Below are 21,728 nucleotides of genomic sequence, written 5' to 3' on the forward strand. Positions count from 1 at the left end.
ATGAATGCCAATTAAAACCAAACGATCAAAACCAAAGAGAAAAATTGGTTTGACCATACTGAACATATTTATTATAACCCTGATTATGTCAATCGTCATCGGGGCAAGTGTCATTTTCTACATTGTGAAGGATGCCATTGCAAAGCTTCCTCCCGATGTCGACGTAACAAAGATCGAAAATGCTCAAAATCCTGTCCTCTATGACGCCAACGGAGAGGTGCTCACACAAAACTTGACCACCATCAAACGAACGAACGTCAAGTATGAAGACATCTCCCCCGACATGATTAACGCGATCATCGCGATCGAAGATAAGACCTTCTGGGAACACCGTGGTTTTAACTTTGTCCGTATGATCGGTGCCATTAAAGACAGTCTCACTTCAAGTGGTAAGGTCAGTGGTACTTCGACCATCACCCAGCAGCTCGCTCGTAACGTCTTCCTTCCTGACACGCGTTTAAGTCGAAGCTTTACGCGTAAGATTCAAGAAGCTTACTATGCGATGCAACTAGAAGACCACTTAGAGAAGAAACAGATTATTACGGCCTACTTAAATACGATCGACCTCGGTATGCAGTCTGCTGGTATTGAAGCCGCCGCTCACGCTTACTTTTCTAAGAGCGCAAAAGATTTAAACTACATTGAATCGGCTATGATTGCAGCCATTCCTAAGGCTCCTGGTAAGTATCCGCCTGTGCAGATCATTGAAAGAAAGAACTACGACGGAAACAGAAAGATCGTCGGTTCCAAAGGAACAGAGTACTTATTAGTTTATAACCCTCGTGTCGAAGACCGTGCAAAGCTCATTTTAAGTGAGATGAAAAAGCAAGGAAAGATCACAGAGGAGCAGTACCAAAAGGGAATCAATGCAGACTTTGCAGATCTCGTAAATCCTGAAGTACAGCAAAATAATGATATCGCTAGCTATTTTGTTACGATGACCATTTCAAACGTCATTAAAGACCTTGCAGCTTCTAGAAACATTAGCCAAGAAGAAGCACAGTCCTACTTCTATACGCACGGACTTAAGGTCTATACGACTTTAGATGTCGAGATGCAAAAGAAGATCGAGCGAGAGATCAACGACCAAGGTAATACAGAAGAATACAACGAAGACCTGAGTAACCAAGTGGCTCGCTTCCAAAGAGACAACGGCCTTCCCGGAAAAGGCATCATGAACGATGATACCTGGGCTCTCCTTAAGAAGCGCGGTTACTTCGATGAAGGTGTTCCTAATACCGTTTGGGAAATTGGTGAAAAGAGTCCCTTCGTCATTCGCTTACGTGATGCCATCATGAGTGAAGGCTACTCCTCGACGTATAGTCTCATGCCTGATGTCACACCGCTCTTTAAAGACGGTTACATCGTAAACGCTGAGAGCGATGCCTTCTTGATGTACAACTACTTAGATGCCTTTGATAAGGACAGAAACCTCTACATTCCAAACTCCATCTATGAAACGAATGCCAATGGTGACTTTGTCATTGAAAAGGGATCAAAACTCTTACGCTTTAATGAAAACGCTAAAAAAGCCGTTCTCGTAACGCTTGCTCCCCTTTATAACTTCCCTGGAAATAAAGCAGATAATAACTGGAATGGTCAACGTGCCATCCCCTACTATCTCCTCTATCAGCACATTTCCCTAGAGATTCCACCGGAGCTCGTGGCAATCGAAAACGATAAGCTCATCATAAAAAAAGAATTTATGGAAAAGGAAGGAAATACGATCAGTAAGAAGGGCTCTCTACAGATTAGCCCCAAGTACATCTCCTTCCCTAACGCTCCAACCATGCAACCACAAATGGCCTTTAGTGTCATTGAACCGAATACAGGTTACTTAAAAGCTGTCATCGGTGGACGAAACGTATCAGGTACAGCGATCTTTAACCGTGCTGCTATGCCACAACAGAGTGGATCTGCGATCAAACCCATCAGCGTCTACGGACCTGGTCTCGACACGCATCAAATTACAGCAGCTACCGTCGTAGACGACGTTCCAACCTTTAAATACCTCGCTCGTGAAGAGCCCTGGCCAAAGAATGCTTATGAAGGCTGGAAGGGACGTGTATCAATCCGTGAAGCGATTTACGACTCCATTAACGTCGTAGCTGTTAAGGTCGGTGAACTCGTAACACCTCGTGTCATGGTCGACTACCTAAAGAAAAACGGTGTCACGACACTCATTGAAGACGGTCGAGTAAACGACATGAACCTCGCAGCTCTAAGCCTTGGTGGTCTTACAAACGGTATTCCACCCGTAGAACTAACGAGCGCTTATGCGACGATTGCGAATGACGGTGTACACATTCCGTACCGTTGCTATACAAAAGTGACCGACTCCGAAGGAAATATCGTCCTCGATAATACGAAACCTGAAGGCGAAAGAGTCTTTAGTGAAGAAGCAAACTACATCCTAAGAGACATCCTAATCGGTAACGTCGATGATTCGTTCGTAAAACAAGCTCGAATTCGTCAAGATAACCGCACGATTCCCGTCTTTGGTAAAACGGGAACGACGTCTAACCGCTTTGACCTACTCTTTGCTGGAAGTACGCCCTATCTTTCAGGAAGCGTATGGCTTGGCTGCGACATGGACGTAAGAATCGATGCGAGAAGTGACCGGGTTAGTAAGATCTTCAGTGAGCTTATGAAACCGCTCCACGAAGGTTACGAACCGAAGAGCTTCTCCGAACAACCTGCAGGCGTCGTATCGGAAACGATCGATGGCGTCAGTGGTCTATTACCTGGTAAGTACTCCTACGCAGGACCTATAAGTAAGGTTCATAAGGAACTCTTCGTTGAAGGTACCGTTCCTACAGAACAAGACAACTCACGTGTTGCGATCACGATCTGTACCGCTTCTGGAAGACGTCCTGGACCCTACTGTCCAGCATCTACCATTCGAAGTACTGTCATCCTAACGCGCGTCGATCCGGATCTCGATTACCATGGTTATGAGAACCAGATTAAAGACCATCGCTATACACTCGCACCTGGAGTATGTAATGTTCATACCAAGGACTGGGTTCCACCACAACCCACAGAACCAACTGATCCGACTGATCCTACAGGAAGTGAGGATCCAGCAAATCCAGATGCTCCAAGTGAAGGAGGAGATCCTGCTCCTGAGCCATCACCACAGCCAGATCCTGGCGCAGGTGAAGGAACCAATCCATAAAAGAAAAGAGATTATCGTGTGATAATCTCTTTTTTCTTGGTCTCATAACACATTTCTACGATTGCTTCGATATCGAGCTTACTCTCTTCTTCTAATACGTCTTCAATGCGAGGACGCGTCGCAACCTTTTCCGGTAAAAAGATCGTACAGCAGTCTTCAAAAGGAAGAATCGATGTCTCAAAAGTCTCAAGGGTCTTCGCCATGGTCACGATGTCTTCTTTATCAAACGATATGAGCGGTCTAAAGATCGTTCGATCACTCACACTATTGGTCGCATAAATTCCTTCCATGGTCTGGGAGGCCACTTGTGCGAGGTTCTCGCCCGTTGTAAGAGAGAGTGCTCTTCTCTCTTCTGCTAAACGGCAAGCTAGCCTCGTCATGAGACGCCTTTGAAGGATCGTAAAGTAACGGTTGTCGGTCTTCTGTTTGATCTCAATTTGAGCATCTTTTAGATTAATGTAGTGAAACTCGGCTCTTCCGATGTATTTCGTAAGAATTTTTACGAGTGTACGAACCTTATCGAGTGCCATTTCTGACGTAAAAGGTGCTGCATGGAAGTGTAAGAAGATCGGCTCGACTCCTCGCCTTGCCATGCGGTAACTTGCGACGGGACTGTCGATACCGCCGCTCATTAGAACGACGCTTCGCCCAGCCACACCGAAAGGAAGTCCTCCAACGGCCTTATGCGTCTTTGAGTAGACGTACATATTTTCTCTGACTTCAACCTCTAAGAGGATCTCAGGGTTGTGGACATCGACTTTAAGGTTTGGAATCTTTGAAAGGACGTAGCCACCGACATCGGCGCTGATCTCAGGTGAAGTCATCGGGAAACTCTTAAGAGCTCGGTGCGTCTCTACTTTAAACGTCGTCTGTTTGTCCCCTACTCTTCGTTTCATCTCTTCGAGTGCAAGTTCTCTTAAATCCTCGATTGTACAGGGTGAACTGACGCACTCACAGACCTCAACGATACCAAACGTATTTTGTAACACCTCGAGAATTCTTTCATCGTCACAAAAGACGTAGACTCTTCCTTGGCGAAAGAGGATCTCGCGTTCAAAGTCTTTGGTGCGAGCTTTTAACGACTGAAGGAGTGCTTTTTCAAAGAAGGGACGGTTCTTTCCTTTGAGTGCAAGCTCTCCGTATTTTAATAAATAGAGTTTCATTTTATAACCTTTCTTATCATGGAAACGCTTCTTTCAAGTTCCTCTGTAAAGATCTCGGCTTCTTGAAGCGTATTAAAAGACGAAAACGATAACCTTAAAACGCCACCGAGATACTCTTTCGGAAGATTCAGTTCTGCGGCCGAGTGACTTACGTGCTCACTTCTTGAAGAGCAGGCACTTCCTGCAGAGACGTAGATTTCTTTGGCACTAAGGTCGCTCATGACGATCTCACTCGGAACATCTTTGATCGCGATCGCAAGAATGAACTTGGATCCATCCTCAGGCGTTAGAACGAGTGTATCTTTTGGTAAGTGATCGCTAATGTATTCATGAATCGCACTCACTTTCGTAAGATTCTCCGGCTCCTTAAGCGCTTCTTTAATACTTAGGATCCCTAAGACGTTCTCCGTACCACTTCGAAGTCCACTCTCTTGCTCGCCTCCTAAAAGGAGAGGCTTTAGGGGACTTCCCTTTTCTTTAAAGAGAATTCCGATTCCTTTTAGAGCACCCATCTTATGGCCACTTGCCGTTAAGTAGGTCGCTTTCTTTAAGTCGTACTTAAAAAAGCTCTGCACACTGTCACGGTGCAAAGCGATCTTTCGCTCTTTAAGCTTTTCATAGAGACCATCGAGTTCAAAACGAAGCCCAAGTTCATTATTCACGTGCATGATACTAACGAGCGTCGTATTCTCTTTTACAGCATCTAATACAGCTTCTACACGCACATCCTTTAATCTCGTCACTTCCATTCCCTCGCGTTCAAAGTGATCGATGACACTTCGAACCGATGGATGCTCGTAGACGGATGTAATCATGTGCTTTCCTTTTTCAAAGTAGGTTCTTAAGACCATATTGTTGGCTTCTGTGGCACCACTCGTAAAAAGGACCTCAGCCTTTAACGGAACGTAGGCTAAAAGCTCCTCACGAACACTATCTAGAAGCTTTCTTGCACTCATTCCAACCGTATGATGGCTTGAAGGATTAAAATATGTGGTTTTATAGCTTTCAAAAGCTCGAATAAGCCCTAGGCTTGGAGTTCTCGTCGCTGCATTATCAAAATAAATCATGTAAACCTCGTAGAGATGATATAATAAGTTTATCGTGTTGTAAAGGAAATGACTATGAAAAAAACTTTGATTATATTCACAGGCGGAACCATTTCAATGACAGTAGACAAGGAGATTAACGCGGCCGTTCCAGGACTAAGCGGTAAAGACATCCTTGCCATGATGAAGAACCTCGATGAGTACGGAGAGATCGAAATCCGTGACTTCGGACAATTCCCAGGTCCACAGATGAGTCCAAGAAGAATTCTCTCGCTCTCTAAGATGATTCGAGAAGAACTCAAGCGCGATGACATCGATAGTGTCATCGTAACGCACGGTACCGATACGCTCGAAGAAACGGCTTACTTCTTAGACTTAAACATCCGTTCAGAAAAGCCCGTCATCGTCGTTGGAGCAATGCGTAATGCTTCGGAACTAGGTTACGACGGCCTCTCTAATCTAGCTTCTGCCATCGTCACCGCAAAGAGCGAAAAATCAAAAGGAAAAGGCGTACTCGTCGTATTAAATAACCAAGTCAATTCAGCTCGTGAGGTCACAAAGACCCACACCATGAGCTTAGATACCTTTAAGAGCCTTGAATTTGGCCCTCTAGGAATCGTCGATAACAACGAAGTTCTCTACTCCAGAGACACCATTCCTCATGGCCACTTAAACGTAGACGACATTGAAGATAAGGTCTATCTTCTAAAGAGCTATACGGGCATGGGAAGACTAGAGATCGACTTCTACCGCTCCATCGGAGCCAAAGGAATCGTCATCGAAGCCATGGGAAGAGGAAACCTTCCACCAGAAGTCCTTGGAGCCATCGAGGATGCTCTAAAAGAAGACATCGCCATCGTCATCGTAAGCCGCTGCCCCTCTGGAAGAGTATTAGGTAGCTATGGTTACGACGGTGGTGGTCAACAGACGAGAGACATGGGGGCCTACTTTGGAACGGCACTAAACGGCCAAAAGACGAGAATTAAACTCATGCTCGCTCTTAAAGCTACTCAAGAGAAAGATAAACTTCGTACGATCATGGAACAGGATAGCTTCTAATGCTTCAAACGAAGCGCCTCGTAAGAAAAGAATCTAGGCTCGACGAACGCTTTCAAAGAGTCGTCATTTTCGACATTGAAACGACCGGCTTTTCCCAGAAGTTCCACACCTTTTCGATGATAAGTTTTCTCTATCTAAAAGAAGGTTCTCTCTACCTCGAGCAGTGGATGATAGAAAATAAAGAGGAAGAACGCTCTCTTATCATCTTGACGCTACAGTTTTTAAAGTCCTTCGACCTCTCTGTCCACTTTAATGGCTTGAGCTTCGACATCCCGTTTATGAACGGTCGCTCGAAAAACTTAGAGATCTTTGAAGAATACGACAAGGATCATTCCCTAGACCTCTACAGAGAATGTAAAAGCCAAAAGCTTAAAGAGGCCAATACTTTTGAAAGAATGGATACGCTTTCAGGAAAAGAAGTAGCAGATGAACTAAAGCGCTTACTAAAAGAAAAGGACATGTCCATGCGTGAAAAAATCCTCCTTCATAATGAGGAGGACGTCCTTCAGACCTTTGAACTCATGGTAGAACACAGTGACATCGTAGGAAACCGACTCTATCCAAAGAGGACGCTACAAAAGGCTACGCTCGGTAAGAATAACTTAAGGCTTCGCTTTTTAGATCAAACGACTTTAGATATCAAGACGTTTGAAGTAGAGGAACTTACCTTTAGAGATCGTCCCGACTTCAACCTACTAAGTGAAGAAGAAAAGAAAAAGGAGCTCGTGTCGATCGCTGGAAATATCCTTCATAAGAACGTACAAGAGATGGTAAAAGACATGTAAGAGAAAAAGGGATTCGTGTAATCCCTTTCTTTTTTTACGAAGCATGTCTATTAATGATAAGTTCTAAAAGACTCTTGTAATCGATACCGATGGCTTGAAACATCTTAGGAAAGCGACTCAAAGGCGTAAGCCCTGGAATCGTGTTCACTTCATTAAAGACGATCTCCCCAGTGGGTGTCAGAAAGAAGTCGACACGAGCAAAGCCGGAGCAACCAAGTGCACGGTAGATCTTTTTCGAAGAGCCAATGATCTCTTCTCTTTCTCTTTCTGTGATGCGTGCAGGACACTGAATACGGCTATGCTTTTGAGAGTACTTTTCTGCCGTATCAAAGACGACACCATCTAAAACAACTTCATCGACTTCCCCTACGATGAGATCCTCTTTTCCGACGATAGAGACTCCCACTTCTCTCCCGTGAATCTCCTCCTCTATAAGGACCTCGGAGTCATAAAAGCGTGCAAAGGTCAGTGCTCTTTCGAGTTCCTTTTCTTCTGTGACTCTTGTAATGCCAAAGGAACTTCCTGCTCTTAAAGGCTTAACGTAAACAGGAAAGCTCATCGAGTCTCCCTCTTTAAATTTTCTAGGAACTCGAATTCCCTCTCTCTTTGCAATGTCGTGAGCTAGAAGCTTATTCATAGCGAGCGCACTTGCCTCTAAAGAAGAACTCACTTGATGAATTCCTGCCATCTTACAGAATCCTGAAAAACTTCCATCCTCCCCATTGGCTCCGTGAAGAACAGGTAGTACGACATCCGTAGCCTTTAGATCTTCTACAGAAAAAGGCTTTGAGTGCTCATACCAAGTGTCCTCTTTAATACACCTCGTGTCGCCCTCATAGGAGCGCCATTCTCCCTCTTTTGTAATTCCTACGAGTGTTAGATCATAAGACCCCTTTAAGGCCTCTACGACGCTGTAGGCGCCCATTAAGCTAACCATATATTCCGGTGAAGCACCACCAAAGACAATTCCTACTCTCATCTCGTAACCTCCCCTAAGAGCTGACGATTCACATAGAGGAACTCTTCCTTTCCTAACACCTTATCTCTTCTCCAGACTTCAACCGATTCCTCGGTATCGGTCGTAACCACATTTTTATTAAAGATCTCTACATCCTCTTTTTTAGGAGAACTTGAGCGAATGGCAACGTGCATATCTTTTTCATCGATCGAGACATCAAGCTGATAAACATCCTTCGTAGGATTAAAGGCCTTTAAGTCAAGCCAACCTTGAAGAATCGTAGCATCAATCCCTTTAGGAAGATTCCCCTGATCCTTAAAGTACTTCTTGCGGTGTGTATGACGCTCAATGATTTCGAGCGGTGTGTGTAGTAGTGCGTAAAAGATCATGTTTGAAAGCATACAGAGTCCTCCTCCTTCTTCTGTCTTTAATTCCCCTCGTACAATGACGAGTGCCTCTTTATAAGGCGTATCCTTATCTGCTCCGTACTGTCTATCTAAAAACGAAAACGTCTCGAATGGTCGAATGACGAGTCCATCAAAGCGCTTCTTTAAAATCAAGAGGTTCTGCCTTTTATTCTCCTGATACTTTCTTTCCTGCCCCTCTACGATCACAGGTAAGGAAAAGCGAAAGATCTCATAGGGAAGCTTCTCCGACTGAAGCGATGCTAAGCTGTATTTCTTTTTAAGCTTTCTCTGATAGCGCCATGTATGTAGTTCTCTCTTCCACTTGAGTAGCTTGGGAAAGAAACGATGTAAAATGGAACGAATAAAGTCTCTCATCTGTACCTCCTAAAACTAGAATAGGACATACATCTTTCAAACGACTTAAGGAACTCTTACAAAAGCCTTACGAAAGAAAGACACTTTCGAAAGAAAAAAACAGCCCGTAGTGTTCCAGTACACTTGGGCTGTTGATAAAAAAAAACAGCCCTTTAGGCTGTTAATGGAGTTACGTGGAGGTGCCACCCAGATTTGAACTGGGGATAAAGGTTTTGCAGACCTCTGCCTTACCACTTGGCTATGGCACCGTGGTGATTCCTCAGGGGCTCGAACCCTGGACACCCTGATTAAGAGTCAGGTGCTCTACCGACTGAGCTAAGGAACCATGGTAGCGGCGAGTGGAGTCGAACCACCGACCTTTCGGGTATGAACCGAACGCTCTCACCAACTAAGCTACGCCGCCGTAACTTACGCTGTTGCGACTTCTATATAATAACATCAAGAAAGGTCTGTGTCAACGATTTTTATTCGATTAAGAAAAAAAGAGTTGGTGAGTTGATCACCAACTCTTTTCCTTGATAAATGAACCTTTAGAGGCTGTATCCTACCTCAAAAGCCTTCTTGTTGATATCAAAGAACTGTTCTTTTACATTCTCACGAATGCATTGTTCCCAGTCGACATCAGGTAGATTTAATGCCTTAGCCATTGCACCAACCATGATGACGTTCATGGTCTTGATGTTACCGAGTTCTTCTGCAAGGCGACCAGCATCTAATAAAAGCGTATCGAAGTTCTCCTTAAGGTATTCATTGATACCTTGAGGATAATCCTTTGCACCACTTAATACAGGAGCAGATGGAATCTCAAAGTCATTTACGACAACCTTTCCACCCTCTTTTACGTATTCAATCCAGCGGATCGCTTCCATCTTTTCAAAGGCAACGAGAACGTCCGCTTGTCCTTTTCCAATGATCGGTGAATACACTTCATCACCAAAGCGAACTTGAGTCGTTACTGCTCCACCGCGCTGAGCCATACCGTGTACTTCGCTCATCTTAACATCGTAGCCAGCGTTAATTAGAGCGCTCGATAAGATCTTACTTGCAAGGATAATACCTTGACCACCTACACCCGTAAATAGGATGCTTCTCGTCTCTCTCATTATTCACCTACTCTCTTGATCGCTTTGAATGGGCATGACTGTAGACAAACGGTACAACCGACACACATGTGTGGGTTAATGGAAGCCTTCTTTTGCTCTTTATCAAAGGAGATGGAAGGACATCCTGTGCGGATACAGTTTCTGCATCCTCTACACTCTTCCGTGTTCACTTGGCACTGTGGACGGTCGAGCTTAAATTCCTTCTTGTCTTCAGCGGAGTACTTCTTTAGTGCACAGGGCCAGCGTGAGATGATGACGTTTGGTCCATCGGTTGAATCGAGATATCCCTTTAAGACGGTCTTCGTCTCTTCGAGGTTTAATGGGTTTACCGTCGTTACATTCTTTACTCCGAGTGCTCTTACGAGGGCCTCGAAGTCTACCATGTTCGTAGGATCACCTTGTAGTGTGTATCCACTTGCAGGGTTTTCTTGGTGTCCCGTCATAGCCGTAATGCGGTTATCTAAAATGACATGGGTCGTGTTGGAGTGGTTGTAGACTGCATCGAGTAAGGAGTTCATTCCCGTATGCATGAAGGTGGAGTCTCCGATGACGGATACGACCTTCTTTTCGATGCCCTTTTTCTCAAAGGCTTTCTTAGCACCGTGAGCCATCGATACGGAAGCACCCATACATACGACAGAGTCGATGGTGCTTAGTGGCTCAGCTGCTCCTAGTGTATAGCAACCGATGTCTCCTGTTACGAGAACGGTCTTTAGCTTTGATAGCTCATAGAAGAAGCCACGATGAGGGCATCCTGCACAGAGAATGGGGGGACGACCAACGGTGAGCTCTTCTGGTGCTTTTTTAGGCTCTTTTGTAGAACCTAATAAAGCCTTTTCAATGATGTCTGGATTGAGCTCGCCACAGCGTGGAATGCGATCTTTACCGATGCACTTAATTCCAGCCATCTTGAGTTCATCTTCGATGAAGGGCTCAAGCTCTTCAATGACGTAAAGCGTCTTTACCTTTTGGCTGAATTCTTTAATGCGTTCCATCGGTAGTGGGAAACTCATACCGACCTTAAAGTAGTTGGCTGTATCCTTAAAGACTTCCTTTGCGTAGTTGTAGGAAGCACCACTTGTGATGATTCCAATGTCTGAACCATTCCACTCTTCTTTATTTAGTGGAGACTTGTTGGAATACTCTTCTAATGCCTTGGTTCTAGCTTCTACCATGGGGTGGTTTTGAATGGCATTTGCAGGTGATGCAACGAACTTTCTGGGGTTTTTTACGTAAGGAATGGCTTCCACTTCTTTTCTTTCGCCAAAACCTACGAGTCCCTTGGAGTGGTCGACACGAGTCGTCATACGATAGAGAACGGCCGTTTCAAATTGCTCACTCACTTTATACGCTTCTTCAATGAAGTCCTTACACTCTTGAGCGGTTGAAGGCTCAATGCATGGAATCTTAGAGAACTTTGCATAAATGCGGTTGTCTTGCTCATTTTGTGAGGAGTGACAACCAGGGTCATCGGCACTGATGATGAGAAGTCCACCCGTAACACCGAGGTAAGAGATGGTAAAGAGTGGGTCTGCTGCTACGTTCAGTCCAACGTGCTTCATGGCAGCCATACTTCTTACGCCAGCTAAGCTTGCACCGATGGCAGCTTCTAGAGCGACCTTTTCATTCGGTGCCCATTCAGCGACGATTTCTTCTTTGTACTTCGAAACTTCTTCTAGAATCTCTGTAGAAGGCGTTCCTGGGTAAGCTGTGCAGAAGGTCACTCCTGCTTCGTAGAGACCTCTTGCGATGGCCTCATTACCACTTAGTAAGTGCTTCATTGTTCATTTCCTTTCTCGTGCTCTGCGATCATCTTTCCAAGTGCGATGGAATAAAGCTTGGTTTCAGCTGTGTCGGCTCTACTTACGAGTACGATCGGAACTTTCGCACCCATAATGATTCCTGCGCTCTGGCCGCCACCGATATATGTAATCGACTTTCCTAAAGCGTTTCCGACTTCAATGTTTGGAACGAGGAGAATGTCGGTCTCTCCTGCAACTCTTGAATTAAAGTGCTTGGTCTCTGCCACTTCTTTACTTAAAGCGAGGTCTAATGCTAATGGTCCTTCGTAGATCACAGCAGGATCTGTGATGAGTGCTTTTAACTTATCGGCATCGACTGTCACAGGCATCTTCTCTGAAACCTTTTCTTTAGCTGCTAGTCCTGCAATTCGAATCTCTTTATAACCGAGTGCTTTAAAGACTCGAACAGCGTTATCTACAATGAGCTTCTTTTGCTCGAGCGTAGGAGCGATATTCATGCCACCGTCTGTAAGACCGATGAGCTTTGAATAGAGCGGATACTTATAGATCATGACGTGACTAATGAGACCATCTAAACGGAGCCCGTAATCGCGATTTAATACGTTTTTCATGAGAATGGACGTATCGATAAGGCCCTTCATGATAAAGTCTGCTTTACCCTCTTTAAAGAGCGACAGTCCCTTATGACAAGCATCCTCTAAGCTATCGGCTTGAATTCTCTCGTAATCGTTTGGATTCTCGTTTAGAGCTGTTAAGATCTCATCGATCTCTTTGACATCGCCGACGAGGATCGGTTCGATCATTTCGAAGTTTTTAGCTTCTACGACTGCACCTAAGACTTCGTCGTCATTGGCAGCGATCACTGCAAGGCGCATCTTGTTTCCCGTCTGTGCTAATTGAACAAAATCTTTTAAATCGTTCATGACTGCTCCTTTCTTTCTAGTTGTATTTTAACGCATTCATCAAAGGTAGATCAATGTTTCCTTATCAAACAATTGCTATAATTCTTACATAATGTACATATTATGACAACCACGAAACAAAAAAAACTGGCCTTTGCCAGTTTATGCTTGATACCTTTCAAGACACGCTTTACTGATCTCATCCTCAGGATCAATCTCAAGGACCTTTTTAAAGTAGCCTCTACCCTCTTCGATTTTTCCTTGTTCACAGAGGGAAATGCCGAGGTTTGAATAGAGATCCTTGCTCTTTTCATCGAGCTCAAGTGCCGCTCTTAAAAGCGTCTCTGCTTTCTCATAGTCCTCTTTAAACATGTGGCAGATGGCCATCTCATTATAGAGGTCACTATCGAAGCGCTTCAGAGCCATCACCTCTTCAAAAGAGTGAAGGGCATCGTCATAAGCACCTAATAATCGGTATGCTAAGCCTTTAAAAAAGTAGAGGTCCTCTGGATTTACATACTCAGGGTTGACGTCATTTAGTCCTTCTAATGCAGACCTAGAATCGCCGTCAAAGAGAAGTTCGAGGGAGCGTTTAAAGAGTTCTTTATCGGTGATTCTCGCTTGAAGGGTTGCGATCTCATCGATAAAGCTATCGGGAACTTCATCCCTTTCTAAGAGGCCTTGAAGAAGCGCTTTCGCCTCTTCGTAGCGCTCCTCGTGATAGTAGACGTAAGAGAGATGGTAGTCGATCTCCCAGGTTGGAGTGACTTCTCTTCCCTTTTCGAGTAAGGCCTTCGCAAGAACTTGGTAATTCTTATCCTCTGTTTCAACAAGCAGAGCATTTGCCAGTTCACTCGCTACGACATAGCGGTGTGGATCGGCTAAGCTTAAGTGAATGTAACCTAAGCTCATGATGAGAGCATGCGTGCGATTCTTCTTTTGCATACTTACGACAAACGGTAAGAGCGAAGTGTTTTCTTCAAGCTTTAAAAGCATTGCACGGTAGATCTCACCGTCTCTAAAATCCTCATCGAGACCATAGAGGAAGAGAATTCCCGCCATGATGGCTTCCGTATCAAAGACCTCACGCTCTTCTTTTACGTTCTTTTCTAGATCGCTATATAAAAGCGGCAAATAAAAGCCTTTTTTTAAGGTAAGACCCAGTGTCGTTGTATCTTTATTGAGCTCGATAAAAGCCAGCTCCTCAAGAGCTGGTTTTAAGAAGTTTGCTTCTTTCATTTGGTCTCCAAATAGCGGTCAATAGCCTTATCGATAATCTTATTTCTAAAGAGCTCAAAATAGTCCTTTTGATGAGGCTTAATGATCTCTACGTACTGATCCGATAGCGTCACCTCAATCTCTCTCACCCTTTGAACCTCCATCGCAATGCCATCACAGGCAACCATCACTTCTCTTAGGTTACTTTTTACGATCGATATTCGAATCGTCGTGGAGTCGGGTAAGATCATCGAATGCTTAAGGGGCCTATTAATGCGGTTGTCATTTGGGCTTAAAGGCGTCAATTCAATACAAGGTAGCGCTGGATGCATCACGGCTCCTCCAGCCCAGATGGCATAACCCGTAGCACCTATAGGGGTACTTATAATAAAGCCATCGCCTGTAAAGTAGTTAAAGGGAATGTCGTTTAAGAAAACGTGTGCCTCCATGAGACGAGGTTGTTCATGGCGGATGAGGACTTCATTAAAGAATTCTCCCTCTTTCACGCTTCCATCCCCGCTCTTCACTTTTACGTGAAAAAGTGGATAGCGCTCCGTTTCAAAGGTCTTCTTAAGAACCACAGGAACGAGTGGAAGCTCATTCGGAAAGAGCCCCGGTAAAAAGCCCAAGGATCCCGTATTGACACCTAAAAAGGGCACCTTCAAGCGATGAAGTGACCGAATGGCAGAGATCATCGTTCCATCTCCACCGATGACGGCAACTACATCGGGATTGTGCTTCGTGAGCTCAAAGCCCTCCTGTCTTAAGAGCTTCATCAGCTGACCTCTCGCTACCATTGAACGCTTTATTCTATTGTGATATACCATCACTCGCATCGTTCATCCATTCCAGCGTCCGTTTTTCTCGATCTAAAAGCACATAGTGAAGCTTTCCATCGAAAAGACGCTGCTCATTCATGTGCACTAAAAAGAGTGCATTGTTTTTTCTATCGTAATGCTTTTTTGAAAGGACTTCAAGTCTAGAATCTTTGACTTCGATCTCAGGAAGGAGTACGGGACGGTTTCTACGCTGCTTTACTCTGTAGTCTAGTTCCAAGCATTCATCGAGGTTAGAGTCGTTCAAATATGCACTAATCTTCTCGATTCGGCTTTCAAAAGATCCATCAAAGTCAATCTCAGAAAGCGCTTCGTAGAGCGAAAAGAGATCGCTCTTATAAGCCATAAAAAAGTTTGGAAAGCTTTCCTTATGAAACCAACTCATAATCTTTTCCATCGCACGAAGACGGTTTAGCTCTTCTACCGAGATCCAGTCGGTCTTTAGCACTTCAAAAGGCGCATAGTCTGAATGAACGATCCCCTTTTCTGATGTAATCGGAGTCTTCGGTAGTACCTTTAAAAAGCCAAGTTGAATCTCATCACTACCGAGCTCAACTAAAGCGTTAAAGGTCTCCTTGACGTCTTCATAAGTCATGAAGGGAAGTCCTGCGATGATGTCTAAGTGCTTATGAACACGTAGCTTACGAATGAGATCGTAGTTCTCTTCTCGATAGGGCTTTCTATGAATCGCTTCTAATACATGGCTTTGGATGGCTTGAATCCCGATTTCAACCTGAATGAGCCCTGGCCTTAAGGCGTTCATCATGGAAACTTGTTCTTCATTTAGAGCATGAGGAGAGATCTCTAGGTGAAAGGTGATGTTTCCATTATCGAGCCTCTTAAAAAGAGAAAGAAGTTCCAGTGTCCTTTTCGAATCGACATTAAAGGTTCGATCCACAAACTTAATGAGGGTCGCTCCTCTTCTTATGAGCTCTTTAAGGTCTTTTTCTACTAGACTTAACTCTTTAAAGACGAGCTCCCTTTGAATCGATGAGAGGCAGTAGCTACAAGCATAAGGGCATCCCCTCTGGGTCTCATAGTAGCTAATTTTTCTCGCATCAAAGAAGCTAAAAGGATAAGGAAAATGGAGCTCCTTTTCTCGAAACCAGTTTGCTCGTTCTCCCTTTTTTATTAGGGCCTCGTGACTCTCTCCACGAAGGAGACTCTTTAGAGCACTCTCTCCTTCTCCTACACAGACGAAAGTGGCCCCCACTTCAAAGTAGCTTTCGGGAGCTGTTGAAGCTTGAGGGCCGCCTACGACAATCGTCGCTTGAGTTTGTTTTCTGACGTCACTGATGAGCTTACGTAAAAGCTCATCGTTCCAGATATAACTAGAGAAAAAGTATACATCGCCAAGAGGAAGCTTTCTTAAGATGTCTCGAAGATGTTCGTTGATGTTCGCTTCGATGACTACGGGAGAAAAGCCTTCCTCTTTTGCGATCTCTGCTAGGGAAAGAAGTGCTAAATTGGAGTGGATAAACTGCGAATCGAGGCTCATAAAAATGAGCTTCATTACATCTGCTCCGGCGCATCCATGTTGATGAGATACATGCCGTTTTCTAAGACCTGACTCGTAGCTTTGACGAGAGCGAGCTTACTTGAAGCCTCTACCGGATCATCGCTTAGAATGGTCACATTTTGATAGAACTTATTGAAGGTCTTTGCGACATCCATTACGTAGCGTGATACGACCATAGCTTCGATGCGGTCGTAAGCCGATTGAACGGCTTCTTCAAATTGACTGAGCTCACGAATGAGTTCATAGCTGTAGTCGTCAGTGAGTTTTGAGTAATCGATCTTTTCGATCTTACCTTTTCTAAGTAGCGAGTGGCAACGAGCGTTCGTATATTGTAAATACGGTCCCGTCTCGCCTTCAAAGCTTAAAGCTTCTTCCCAGTTAAAGACGTAGTCTTTAATACGAGAGGTTGAAAGCTCTTTATATGCGATCGCACCGATACCCACTTGACTTGCGATCGTTTCCTTGTTTTCAAGGTCTGGATTCTTTTCGTCGATGATCGAGAGCATCTTCTCTGTGGACTTTGTAAGTACATCATCTAGAAGCGTCACTTCTCCTTCACGACTACTCATCTTACCACCGCCCTCGAGCATGATGAGACCGTGGTCTACGTGCGTAATGTCCTTATACCACTCGTAGCCCATCTTCTTAAGAACAGCCTTTAGTTGCATGAAGTGAAGACGTTGTTCACTACCTACGACGTAGTAACACTTGGAGAAGTCGTAGGTCTTTTTACGATATCTTGCAGCTGCGATGTCACGTGTAATATAAAGTGACGTTCCAGCAGAAGTCGTTACAACAATGTTCGGTAGATTCTCGTCCGAGAGGTCTACGATCTCTGCTCCGTCATCGATCATGATGAGGCCTTTATCGATGAGTTCTTGACGCACTTCTGGCATCATGTCGGAATAGAACGCTTCGCCTGCAAAGGAGTCAAAGTGGCTTTGAAGCTTGTCCCAAACCTTACCGTATTCTTTTAGAGAAGTATCCTTAAAGAACTGCCATAGTTCAAGAGCTTCTGGATCCTTTTCCTCCTCGAGCTTCTTAAACCATCTTCTCGCTTCTTCCATAAGTGTCGGATCGTTCTCTTCTTCTTTTCTAAATTTTCTATAGATGCGTTGTAATTCGCCTACACCGCCCTCTTTTACTTGCTCACGACTACTCCAACGGAAGTAAGCACTCATGATCATTCCGAAGTTAATACCGTAGTCTCCGAGGTGGTTAATAGCCGTCGTATTGTAACCTAAAAATTTGGAAATTCGAAGTAAGCTCGATCCGTGCATGAGTCCACGAATGTAACCCACTTGCATGTGTTTTGAGATGTTTGCTGAGCAATATTCTACGATGACGTTTTCCTTCTTAGGTTCACCTTTTCCATATTCTTTTCCCTTTTCAAGGACTTCTTCAATGATGTCCTTTGCAAGGTGTTCACGATCGATAAAGAAGTTTAAATAGCCCTGAACAGCCTCTAATCGGAAGAGATCCGAATGGATCTTTTCTTTGAGTTCGGAGGCGATCATGACAGGGCTCTTTCTCATTGCTTTCGCAAGCTTAAAGCAAGGGAAAGCAATGTCACCTTTTTCTGATTCTTTGTTTACTACGAGATTTGCTTGAACCTCTTCTAGCGTCATGAATTCTTTTAATTCTTCGGCTAGAAGGGTAGCCACTACATCCATAAATTTTTTCATTCTTTTCTCCTAAAAAAAAGAAGCCGTCTCACTGTAGAGACGACATGCGCCGCGGTACCACTCTACTTAGCTAGGCTCACTTAAAGTAACGAAACTCTCTAAACGCGCGCCTTCTCCCTTAAGAAAGCAGCTTTCACCCTCCCTGCCTCGCTAAGTTCTATCGTAGAGAATTCCTCGTTTGTTCGCATATATGATAAGATAATATTACGTTACCACAGAACACAAGTGAGGTCAATATGACGAAAAAAGTCCCACCGATGACGCTTGCCATCCTCATCCTTACGACCCTCTGCTCCGTTGGAGCTTTATTATACGATTCGAGTCTTTCCTTTGTGACGCTCGTAAAAATAGGGGCAAAAGTAAACTTCAGAATCGCAGACGGCTACCTGCATCATCTCGTATTCCCCATCTTTCTTCACGGCTCCCTATCGCACCTATTATTTAACCTCTTTGCCATCTACGTCTTTGCACCGCTTGTCGAGTTGTGGTATGGAAAGTGGCGGTTTCTACTCATTTATCTTGCGATGGGTATTGTCGCTACGATCGGAAGCTTTGCCTTCAGCGAAAGCCCCTCTTTAGGAGCGAGTGGAGCGATCTACGGGCTCATGAGTTTTCACATTTATCTGTACATCTTAAAGAGAGACTGGTACTTAGAAGCCTTCGGCAATGGCATCTTTCCCTTAATCGGCGTAAACCTCCTCTACAGCATCTTTATGCCTCAGATCGACATCGCAGGGCACATAGCAGGCTTTCTCGGGGGCCTTATGATCTACTTTCTTACAAACCCTGAGATTCAAGGCCGTTTCCCCTCAAGGGCCATAGGAATTCTCCTTCTCATAGGCACGCTCGTCATCGGAAGCATGAGAGTCTATACCTACAGAGAGTCGAAGGATTACTTCATACAAAAGCTCTATTATTACCATGAAACAGAGAACCTAAAAGAACTCGAAGCGACGTACGAACGCTACATCGAAGTTTTTCCAGAAAAAAAGTAGGGCTTTAGCCCTACTTCAATTCTACGATGGTTACGCCATCTCCCCCCTCATGAAAGCTTCCAAAGCGCTGGGTCTTTACATGGGGATGTTTTTTTAGATAATCTTTGATGAAATTTCGAAGCACACCCGTGCCTTTACCGTGAATGATTTCCACCGTAGACGCACGTCCTAGAAGTGCTTGATCGAGGAAGTGGTCGACTTCTAGACGAGCTTCTTCGACATTTTTTCCTCTGAGGTCGAGCTTCGTCTCGACACTTCTCACTTCGATGTCGCCCTTAACCTTTGGAATCCAAGTTTCTTTTTCTTCCTGAACCTTTTCCACCTCTTTGATGTTTAAGGTCATCTTTAGAATTCCAATTTGAGCACGGAAATTTCCATCCTTATCGACTTCACTGTCGACCGTCCCCTTCGTCTGAAGCTTTGGAACGTAGATGTTATCACCGAGTTTTAAGCTCTTAGGAGCTTTGGGCTTATAGATTTTCTCTTCTGAAACGAGCTCTTTTTTTCGTTCATTGATGCGCTTTTGTTGTCTCTCCATCTTTGAGAAGTCAACCGTTCCTTCGGACATGCTTCGAAGATCCTTCATGATCTCCTTTGCTTCTTGTTCCGTTTCACGCATGAACTTTCGAGCTTCTTCCTTCGCAATATCTAGGATTCTCTCTCTTTGCTCACTGATTCTTCGAAGTCTCTCCTCATAGCGCTCACGAAGGGCTACGACTTCCTTTAGGTTAGCCTTGATGTCGCGTGCCATTTCATCGTTTTCTACGCGCTTTTGCTCTAAGTCTCTTAAGAGTCCTTCCATCTCGATGTCCTGAACGCCCATGTAGGTCTTCGCGTGCTCTAGGATGGAGTCTTGAAGTCCTAGTTTCTTACTGATCGCAAAGGCATTCGATGAACCGGGAATACCCATCATCAAGCGGTAGGTCGGAGAGAGCGTTTTAATGTCAAACTCCATGGAGGCATTCATGTATCCATCGTGGGTCATGGCAAATTGCTTAATCTCACTGTAGTGGGAGGTCGCAAAGACGAGTGCTCCTCTCTCCTTTAGCTTTTCAAGGATCGAGCGAGCGAGTGCCGAACCTTCTGAAGGGTCTGTTCCTGCCCCGAGTTCGTCTAAGAGAACGAGACTCTTTTCATCGACCTCATCTAGGATGTGGACGATGTTTTTCATGTGTGAACTAAAGGTCGAAAGCGACTGTTCGATCGACTGCTCATCGCCGATATCGACGAATACCTTTTCAAAAAAAGGAAGTTCACTCGAATCATCGGCATAGATCGGTATGCCGTACTGATTCATAAGAACGAGTAAACCGAGCGTCTTAATGGATACGGTCTTACCACCCGTATTCGGTCCCGTGATAATGAGGACACGGTTTTCACGACCGAAGTCCATACTCATCGCGACGACCTTTTGCGGGTCTATTAATGGATGTCTGGCATTTTTAAGTACGATGCTCTGATCCTTCGATAGCTTCGGTACGTGTGCGCGGTGCTTCAAGGCAAAGCGAGCCGTACCTAATAAGACGAAAAAGCGCGTCACAGCAAGCTGTGAAGGAAGGATCTCAGCACTTAGATTTCCTACTCTTTGTGAGAGGTCTCTAAGGATCTTTTTCACTTCTTCTAGCTCTTCGTTTCGAAGTTCTCTCAGCTTATTATTGATCTCCATCAAAACGACAGGCTCTACATAGACCGTCGAGCCTGAGCTAGATGAATCGAGTACCATTCCCGGAATTCTTCTCTTGTGCTCTGCTTTTACGGGAATGACGTAGCGGTCATCACGAAGGGTGATGATATTTTCTTGTAAGTAGTCCTGATAAGTAGAATCTGTGATGAAGGAATTGAGCTTTCTTTTTAGCTCCTCTTCCGTTCGTTCGATCGCCGTACGAATTCTCGAAAGCTCAGGACTTGCAGAGCTACGAACGCGAAGCTCATCGTCGATACAGCGGTCAATTTCTTTTTCTAGTACTTTAAAGGACCCAATGGGTGATGTGACATCGGTGAGCCTTGAAAAACGGTTTTCAAAGCCTTCGATAGAATCGAAGAACTCTCGAAGTCTCCTGTGTGAGCGAAGGGAGTCCATAATGTGAATGAGCGTCTCTTCATCTAATGAAGATCCTTTTCTCGCCCTTTCGACGTCCTCTTCAATCTCATAGACGACGCCAGAGGGGATCGGCTCATATTGGAGTGCGAGATCGATCGCAGCTTGATTCTTCTCACTTCGGATTCGAAGCTCTTCCTCATCTTTTATAAACCCACGGTCCAAAAGGTAGGTTTTTGCCCCATGAGAGGGCATGGTATCGAGCACCATTTGAAGAATTTTTTCAAATTCCAGGCGCTCGATACTACGTGTTTCTATCATCTGTTTTCCTTTAATTCCTGAATCAATTGATTTTTCTCTAGAAGAAGCTCTTGAAGTTGACTAACTCTGCCTTCCCAGTTGACTTGTTGGCTTCTTAACGCTTGTAAGTCTTTCTTTAGCTGTAGTACTTCATCGTCTGTTGCTCCTTCAAGCGGTTGTTTTCCAGCAACGATATCTTGTAGGTCAATGACTTGGTCGGCAAGGTATACCATGACGTAGCGGTAATTTGAAGCCGAGTTAATGGAGCCATTTTTTCTCTTAATGAGGCTTAGGGCATCGTGAATGAGTGCCATGACACGATCGATATGCTCCTCTGTCTCATCGGTAATCATCGTAATTTGCGAACCGTCGATGTCCATAGTTACTTTTCTGCTCAT

17 protein-coding genes and 3 tRNA genes are annotated in these 21,728 nt (G+C 44.6%); 4 read left to right on the top strand and 16 right to left on the bottom strand.

All coding sequences use genetic code 11. The features are described 5' to 3' along the window. Positions 1–4 precede the first annotated feature (4 nt). Positions 5–3,178, top strand: coding sequence for a transglycosylase domain-containing protein (locus ACUB3H_RS01605; protein ID WP_459128905.1), 3,174 nt, complete (start codon positions 5–7; stop codon positions 3,176–3,178). Positions 3,179–3,189: 11 nt separating this feature from the next. Here the strand turns inward: ACUB3H_RS01605 and thiI are convergent, their stop codons facing one another. Both thiI and ACUB3H_RS01615 read right to left on the bottom strand, forming a co-directional pair. Beyond that, the gene (gene thiI, locus ACUB3H_RS01610) at positions 3,190–4,341 is read right to left on the bottom strand and encodes a tRNA uracil 4-sulfurtransferase ThiI (RefSeq protein ID WP_459128906.1); all 1,152 of its coding nucleotides are present in this window, start codon (positions 4,339–4,341) and stop codon (positions 3,190–3,192) included. Further along, positions 4,338–5,408 carry a cysteine desulfurase family protein gene (locus ACUB3H_RS01615; protein ID WP_459128907.1) on the bottom strand — a complete coding sequence of 357 codons (1,071 nt, stop codon included), beginning with the start codon at positions 5,406–5,408 and terminating at the stop codon, positions 4,338–4,340. The genes thiI and ACUB3H_RS01615 overlap by 4 nt, the downstream gene beginning before the upstream one ends. A 54-nt stretch (positions 5,409–5,462) precedes the next feature. Between ACUB3H_RS01615 and ACUB3H_RS01620 the strand changes: the two genes are divergently transcribed. Continuing rightward, positions 5,463–6,446 carry an asparaginase gene (locus ACUB3H_RS01620; RefSeq protein WP_459128908.1) on the top strand — a complete coding sequence of 328 codons (984 nt, stop codon included), beginning with the start codon at positions 5,463–5,465 and terminating at the stop codon, positions 6,444–6,446. Continuing rightward, positions 6,446–7,231 carry a ribonuclease H-like domain-containing protein gene (locus ACUB3H_RS01625; RefSeq protein ID WP_459128909.1) on the top strand — a complete coding sequence of 262 codons (786 nt, stop codon included), beginning with the start codon at positions 6,446–6,448 and terminating at the stop codon, positions 7,229–7,231. Before ACUB3H_RS01620 ends, ACUB3H_RS01625 begins: the two co-directional genes overlap by 1 nt. Before the next feature lie 34 nt (positions 7,232–7,265). Here the strand turns inward: ACUB3H_RS01625 and ACUB3H_RS01630 are convergent, their stop codons facing one another. The 12 genes from ACUB3H_RS01630 to argS all read right to left on the bottom strand — a co-directional run bounded on the left by ACUB3H_RS01630 (position 7,266) and on the right by argS (position 17,997). Then, complete coding sequence (locus ACUB3H_RS01630) at positions 7,266–8,210, bottom strand: D-alanine--D-alanine ligase family protein (protein ID WP_459128910.1); 945 nt, start codon at positions 8,208–8,210, stop codon at positions 7,266–7,268. Beyond that, complete coding sequence (locus ACUB3H_RS01635; RefSeq protein ID WP_459128911.1) at positions 8,207–8,971, bottom strand: VanW family protein; 765 nt, start codon at positions 8,969–8,971, stop codon at positions 8,207–8,209. The genes ACUB3H_RS01630 and ACUB3H_RS01635 overlap by 4 nt, the downstream gene beginning before the upstream one ends. Before the next feature lie 174 nt (positions 8,972–9,145). Further along, positions 9,146–9,219: transfer RNA gene (locus ACUB3H_RS01640), tRNA-Cys, on the bottom strand. A 1-nt stretch (position 9,220) separates the two neighbouring features. Beyond that, positions 9,221–9,296 (bottom strand) — tRNA-Lys (locus ACUB3H_RS01645). A 1-nt stretch (position 9,297) separates the two neighbouring features. Further along, positions 9,298–9,374, bottom strand: a tRNA-Met gene (locus tag ACUB3H_RS01650). A gap of 127 nt (positions 9,375–9,501) precedes the next feature. Continuing rightward, on the bottom strand, positions 9,502–10,074 hold the full coding sequence (locus ACUB3H_RS01655; protein ID WP_459128912.1) for an indolepyruvate oxidoreductase subunit beta: 573 nt from the start codon (positions 10,072–10,074) through the stop codon (positions 9,502–9,504). Further along, the gene (iorA, locus tag ACUB3H_RS01660; RefSeq protein ID WP_459128913.1) at positions 10,074–11,855 is read right to left on the bottom strand and encodes an indolepyruvate ferredoxin oxidoreductase subunit alpha; all 1,782 of its coding nucleotides are present in this window, start codon (positions 11,853–11,855) and stop codon (positions 10,074–10,076) included. The genes ACUB3H_RS01655 and iorA overlap by 1 nt, the downstream gene beginning before the upstream one ends. After that, positions 11,852–12,760 carry a phosphate acyltransferase gene (locus tag ACUB3H_RS01665; RefSeq protein ID WP_459128914.1) on the bottom strand — a complete coding sequence of 303 codons (909 nt, stop codon included), beginning with the start codon at positions 12,758–12,760 and terminating at the stop codon, positions 11,852–11,854. The genes iorA and ACUB3H_RS01665 overlap by 4 nt, the downstream gene beginning before the upstream one ends. A 141-nt stretch (positions 12,761–12,901) precedes the next feature. Beyond that, positions 12,902–13,978, bottom strand: a complete 1,077-nt coding sequence (locus ACUB3H_RS01670; RefSeq protein ID WP_459128915.1) for a tetratricopeptide repeat protein — start codon at positions 13,976–13,978, stop codon at positions 12,902–12,904. Continuing rightward, positions 13,975–14,733 (bottom strand): NAD(+)/NADH kinase, encoded by a 759-nt coding sequence (locus tag ACUB3H_RS01675; protein WP_459128916.1) that lies wholly within the window; start codon positions 14,731–14,733, stop codon positions 13,975–13,977. Before ACUB3H_RS01675 ends, ACUB3H_RS01670 begins: the two co-directional genes overlap by 4 nt. Positions 14,734–14,767: 34 nt before the next feature. Then, positions 14,768–16,306 (bottom strand): B12-binding domain-containing radical SAM protein, encoded by a 1,539-nt coding sequence (locus ACUB3H_RS01680; protein ID WP_459128917.1) that lies wholly within the window; start codon positions 16,304–16,306, stop codon positions 14,768–14,770. After that, positions 16,306–17,997, bottom strand: coding sequence for an arginine--tRNA ligase (gene argS / locus ACUB3H_RS01685; RefSeq protein ID WP_459128918.1), 1,692 nt, complete (start codon positions 17,995–17,997; stop codon positions 16,306–16,308). Before argS ends, ACUB3H_RS01680 begins: the two co-directional genes overlap by 1 nt. 236 nt (positions 17,998–18,233) lie before the next feature. On the opposite strand from argS, the gene ACUB3H_RS01690 reads away from it, so the two are divergent. After that, a complete protein-coding gene (locus ACUB3H_RS01690) occupies positions 18,234–18,992 on the top strand; it encodes a rhomboid family intramembrane serine protease (RefSeq protein ID WP_459128919.1) in 759 nt (252 codons plus the stop codon). A 10-nt stretch (positions 18,993–19,002) separates the two neighbouring features. Here ACUB3H_RS01690 and ACUB3H_RS01695 read toward each other — a convergent pair whose 3' ends face one another. Continuing rightward, on the bottom strand, positions 19,003–21,351 hold the full coding sequence (locus tag ACUB3H_RS01695) for an endonuclease MutS2 (protein ID WP_459128920.1): 2,349 nt from the start codon (positions 21,349–21,351) through the stop codon (positions 19,003–19,005). Next, entirely contained in the window at positions 21,348–21,728 is a 381-nt protein-coding gene (locus ACUB3H_RS01700) for a hypothetical protein (RefSeq protein WP_459128921.1), read from the bottom strand. Before ACUB3H_RS01700 ends, ACUB3H_RS01695 begins: the two co-directional genes overlap by 4 nt.

The organism is Guggenheimella bovis (assembly GCF_054492335.1).

Excerpts from the sequence above, each read along its gene's own strand:
- ACUB3H_RS01605 (WP_459128905.1), top strand. The coding sequence starts at position 5 with ATGCCAATTAAAACCAAACGATCAAAACCAAAGAGAAAAATTGGTTTG.
- thiI (WP_459128906.1), bottom strand. The coding sequence starts at position 4,341 with ATGAAACTCTATTTATTAAAATACGGAGAGCTTGCACTCAAAGGAAAG.
- ACUB3H_RS01615 (WP_459128907.1), bottom strand. The coding sequence starts at position 5,408 with ATGATTTATTTTGATAATGCAGCGACGAGAACTCCAAGCCTAGGGCTT.
- ACUB3H_RS01620 (WP_459128908.1), top strand. The coding sequence starts at position 5,463 with ATGAAAAAAACTTTGATTATATTCACAGGCGGAACCATTTCAATGACA.
- ACUB3H_RS01625 (WP_459128909.1), top strand. The coding sequence starts at position 6,446 with ATGCTTCAAACGAAGCGCCTCGTAAGAAAAGAATCTAGGCTCGACGAA.
- ACUB3H_RS01630 (WP_459128910.1), bottom strand. The coding sequence starts at position 8,210 with ATGAGAGTAGGAATTGTCTTTGGTGGTGCTTCACCGGAATATATGGTT.
- ACUB3H_RS01635 (WP_459128911.1), bottom strand. The coding sequence starts at position 8,971 with ATGAGAGACTTTATTCGTTCCATTTTACATCGTTTCTTTCCCAAGCTA.
- ACUB3H_RS01655 (WP_459128912.1), bottom strand. The coding sequence starts at position 10,074 with ATGAGAGAGACGAGAAGCATCCTATTTACGGGTGTAGGTGGTCAAGGT.
- iorA (WP_459128913.1), bottom strand. The coding sequence starts at position 11,855 with ATGAAGCACTTACTAAGTGGTAATGAGGCCATCGCAAGAGGTCTCTAC.
- ACUB3H_RS01665 (WP_459128914.1), bottom strand. The coding sequence starts at position 12,760 with ATGAACGATTTAAAAGATTTTGTTCAATTAGCACAGACGGGAAACAAG.
- ACUB3H_RS01670 (WP_459128915.1), bottom strand. The coding sequence starts at position 13,978 with ATGAAAGAAGCAAACTTCTTAAAACCAGCTCTTGAGGAGCTGGCTTTT.
- ACUB3H_RS01675 (WP_459128916.1), bottom strand. The coding sequence starts at position 14,733 with ATGAAGCTCTTAAGACAGGAGGGCTTTGAGCTCACGAAGCACAATCCC.
- ACUB3H_RS01680 (WP_459128917.1), bottom strand. The coding sequence starts at position 16,306 with ATGAAGCTCATTTTTATGAGCCTCGATTCGCAGTTTATCCACTCCAAT.
- argS (WP_459128918.1), bottom strand. The coding sequence starts at position 17,997 with ATGAAAAAATTTATGGATGTAGTGGCTACCCTTCTAGCCGAAGAATTA.
- ACUB3H_RS01690 (WP_459128919.1), top strand. The coding sequence starts at position 18,234 with ATGACGAAAAAAGTCCCACCGATGACGCTTGCCATCCTCATCCTTACG.
- ACUB3H_RS01695 (WP_459128920.1), bottom strand. The coding sequence starts at position 21,351 with ATGATAGAAACACGTAGTATCGAGCGCCTGGAATTTGAAAAAATTCTT.
- ACUB3H_RS01700 (WP_459128921.1), bottom strand. The coding sequence starts at position 21,728 with ATGAGCAGAAAAGTAACTATGGACATCGACGGTTCGCAAATTACGATG.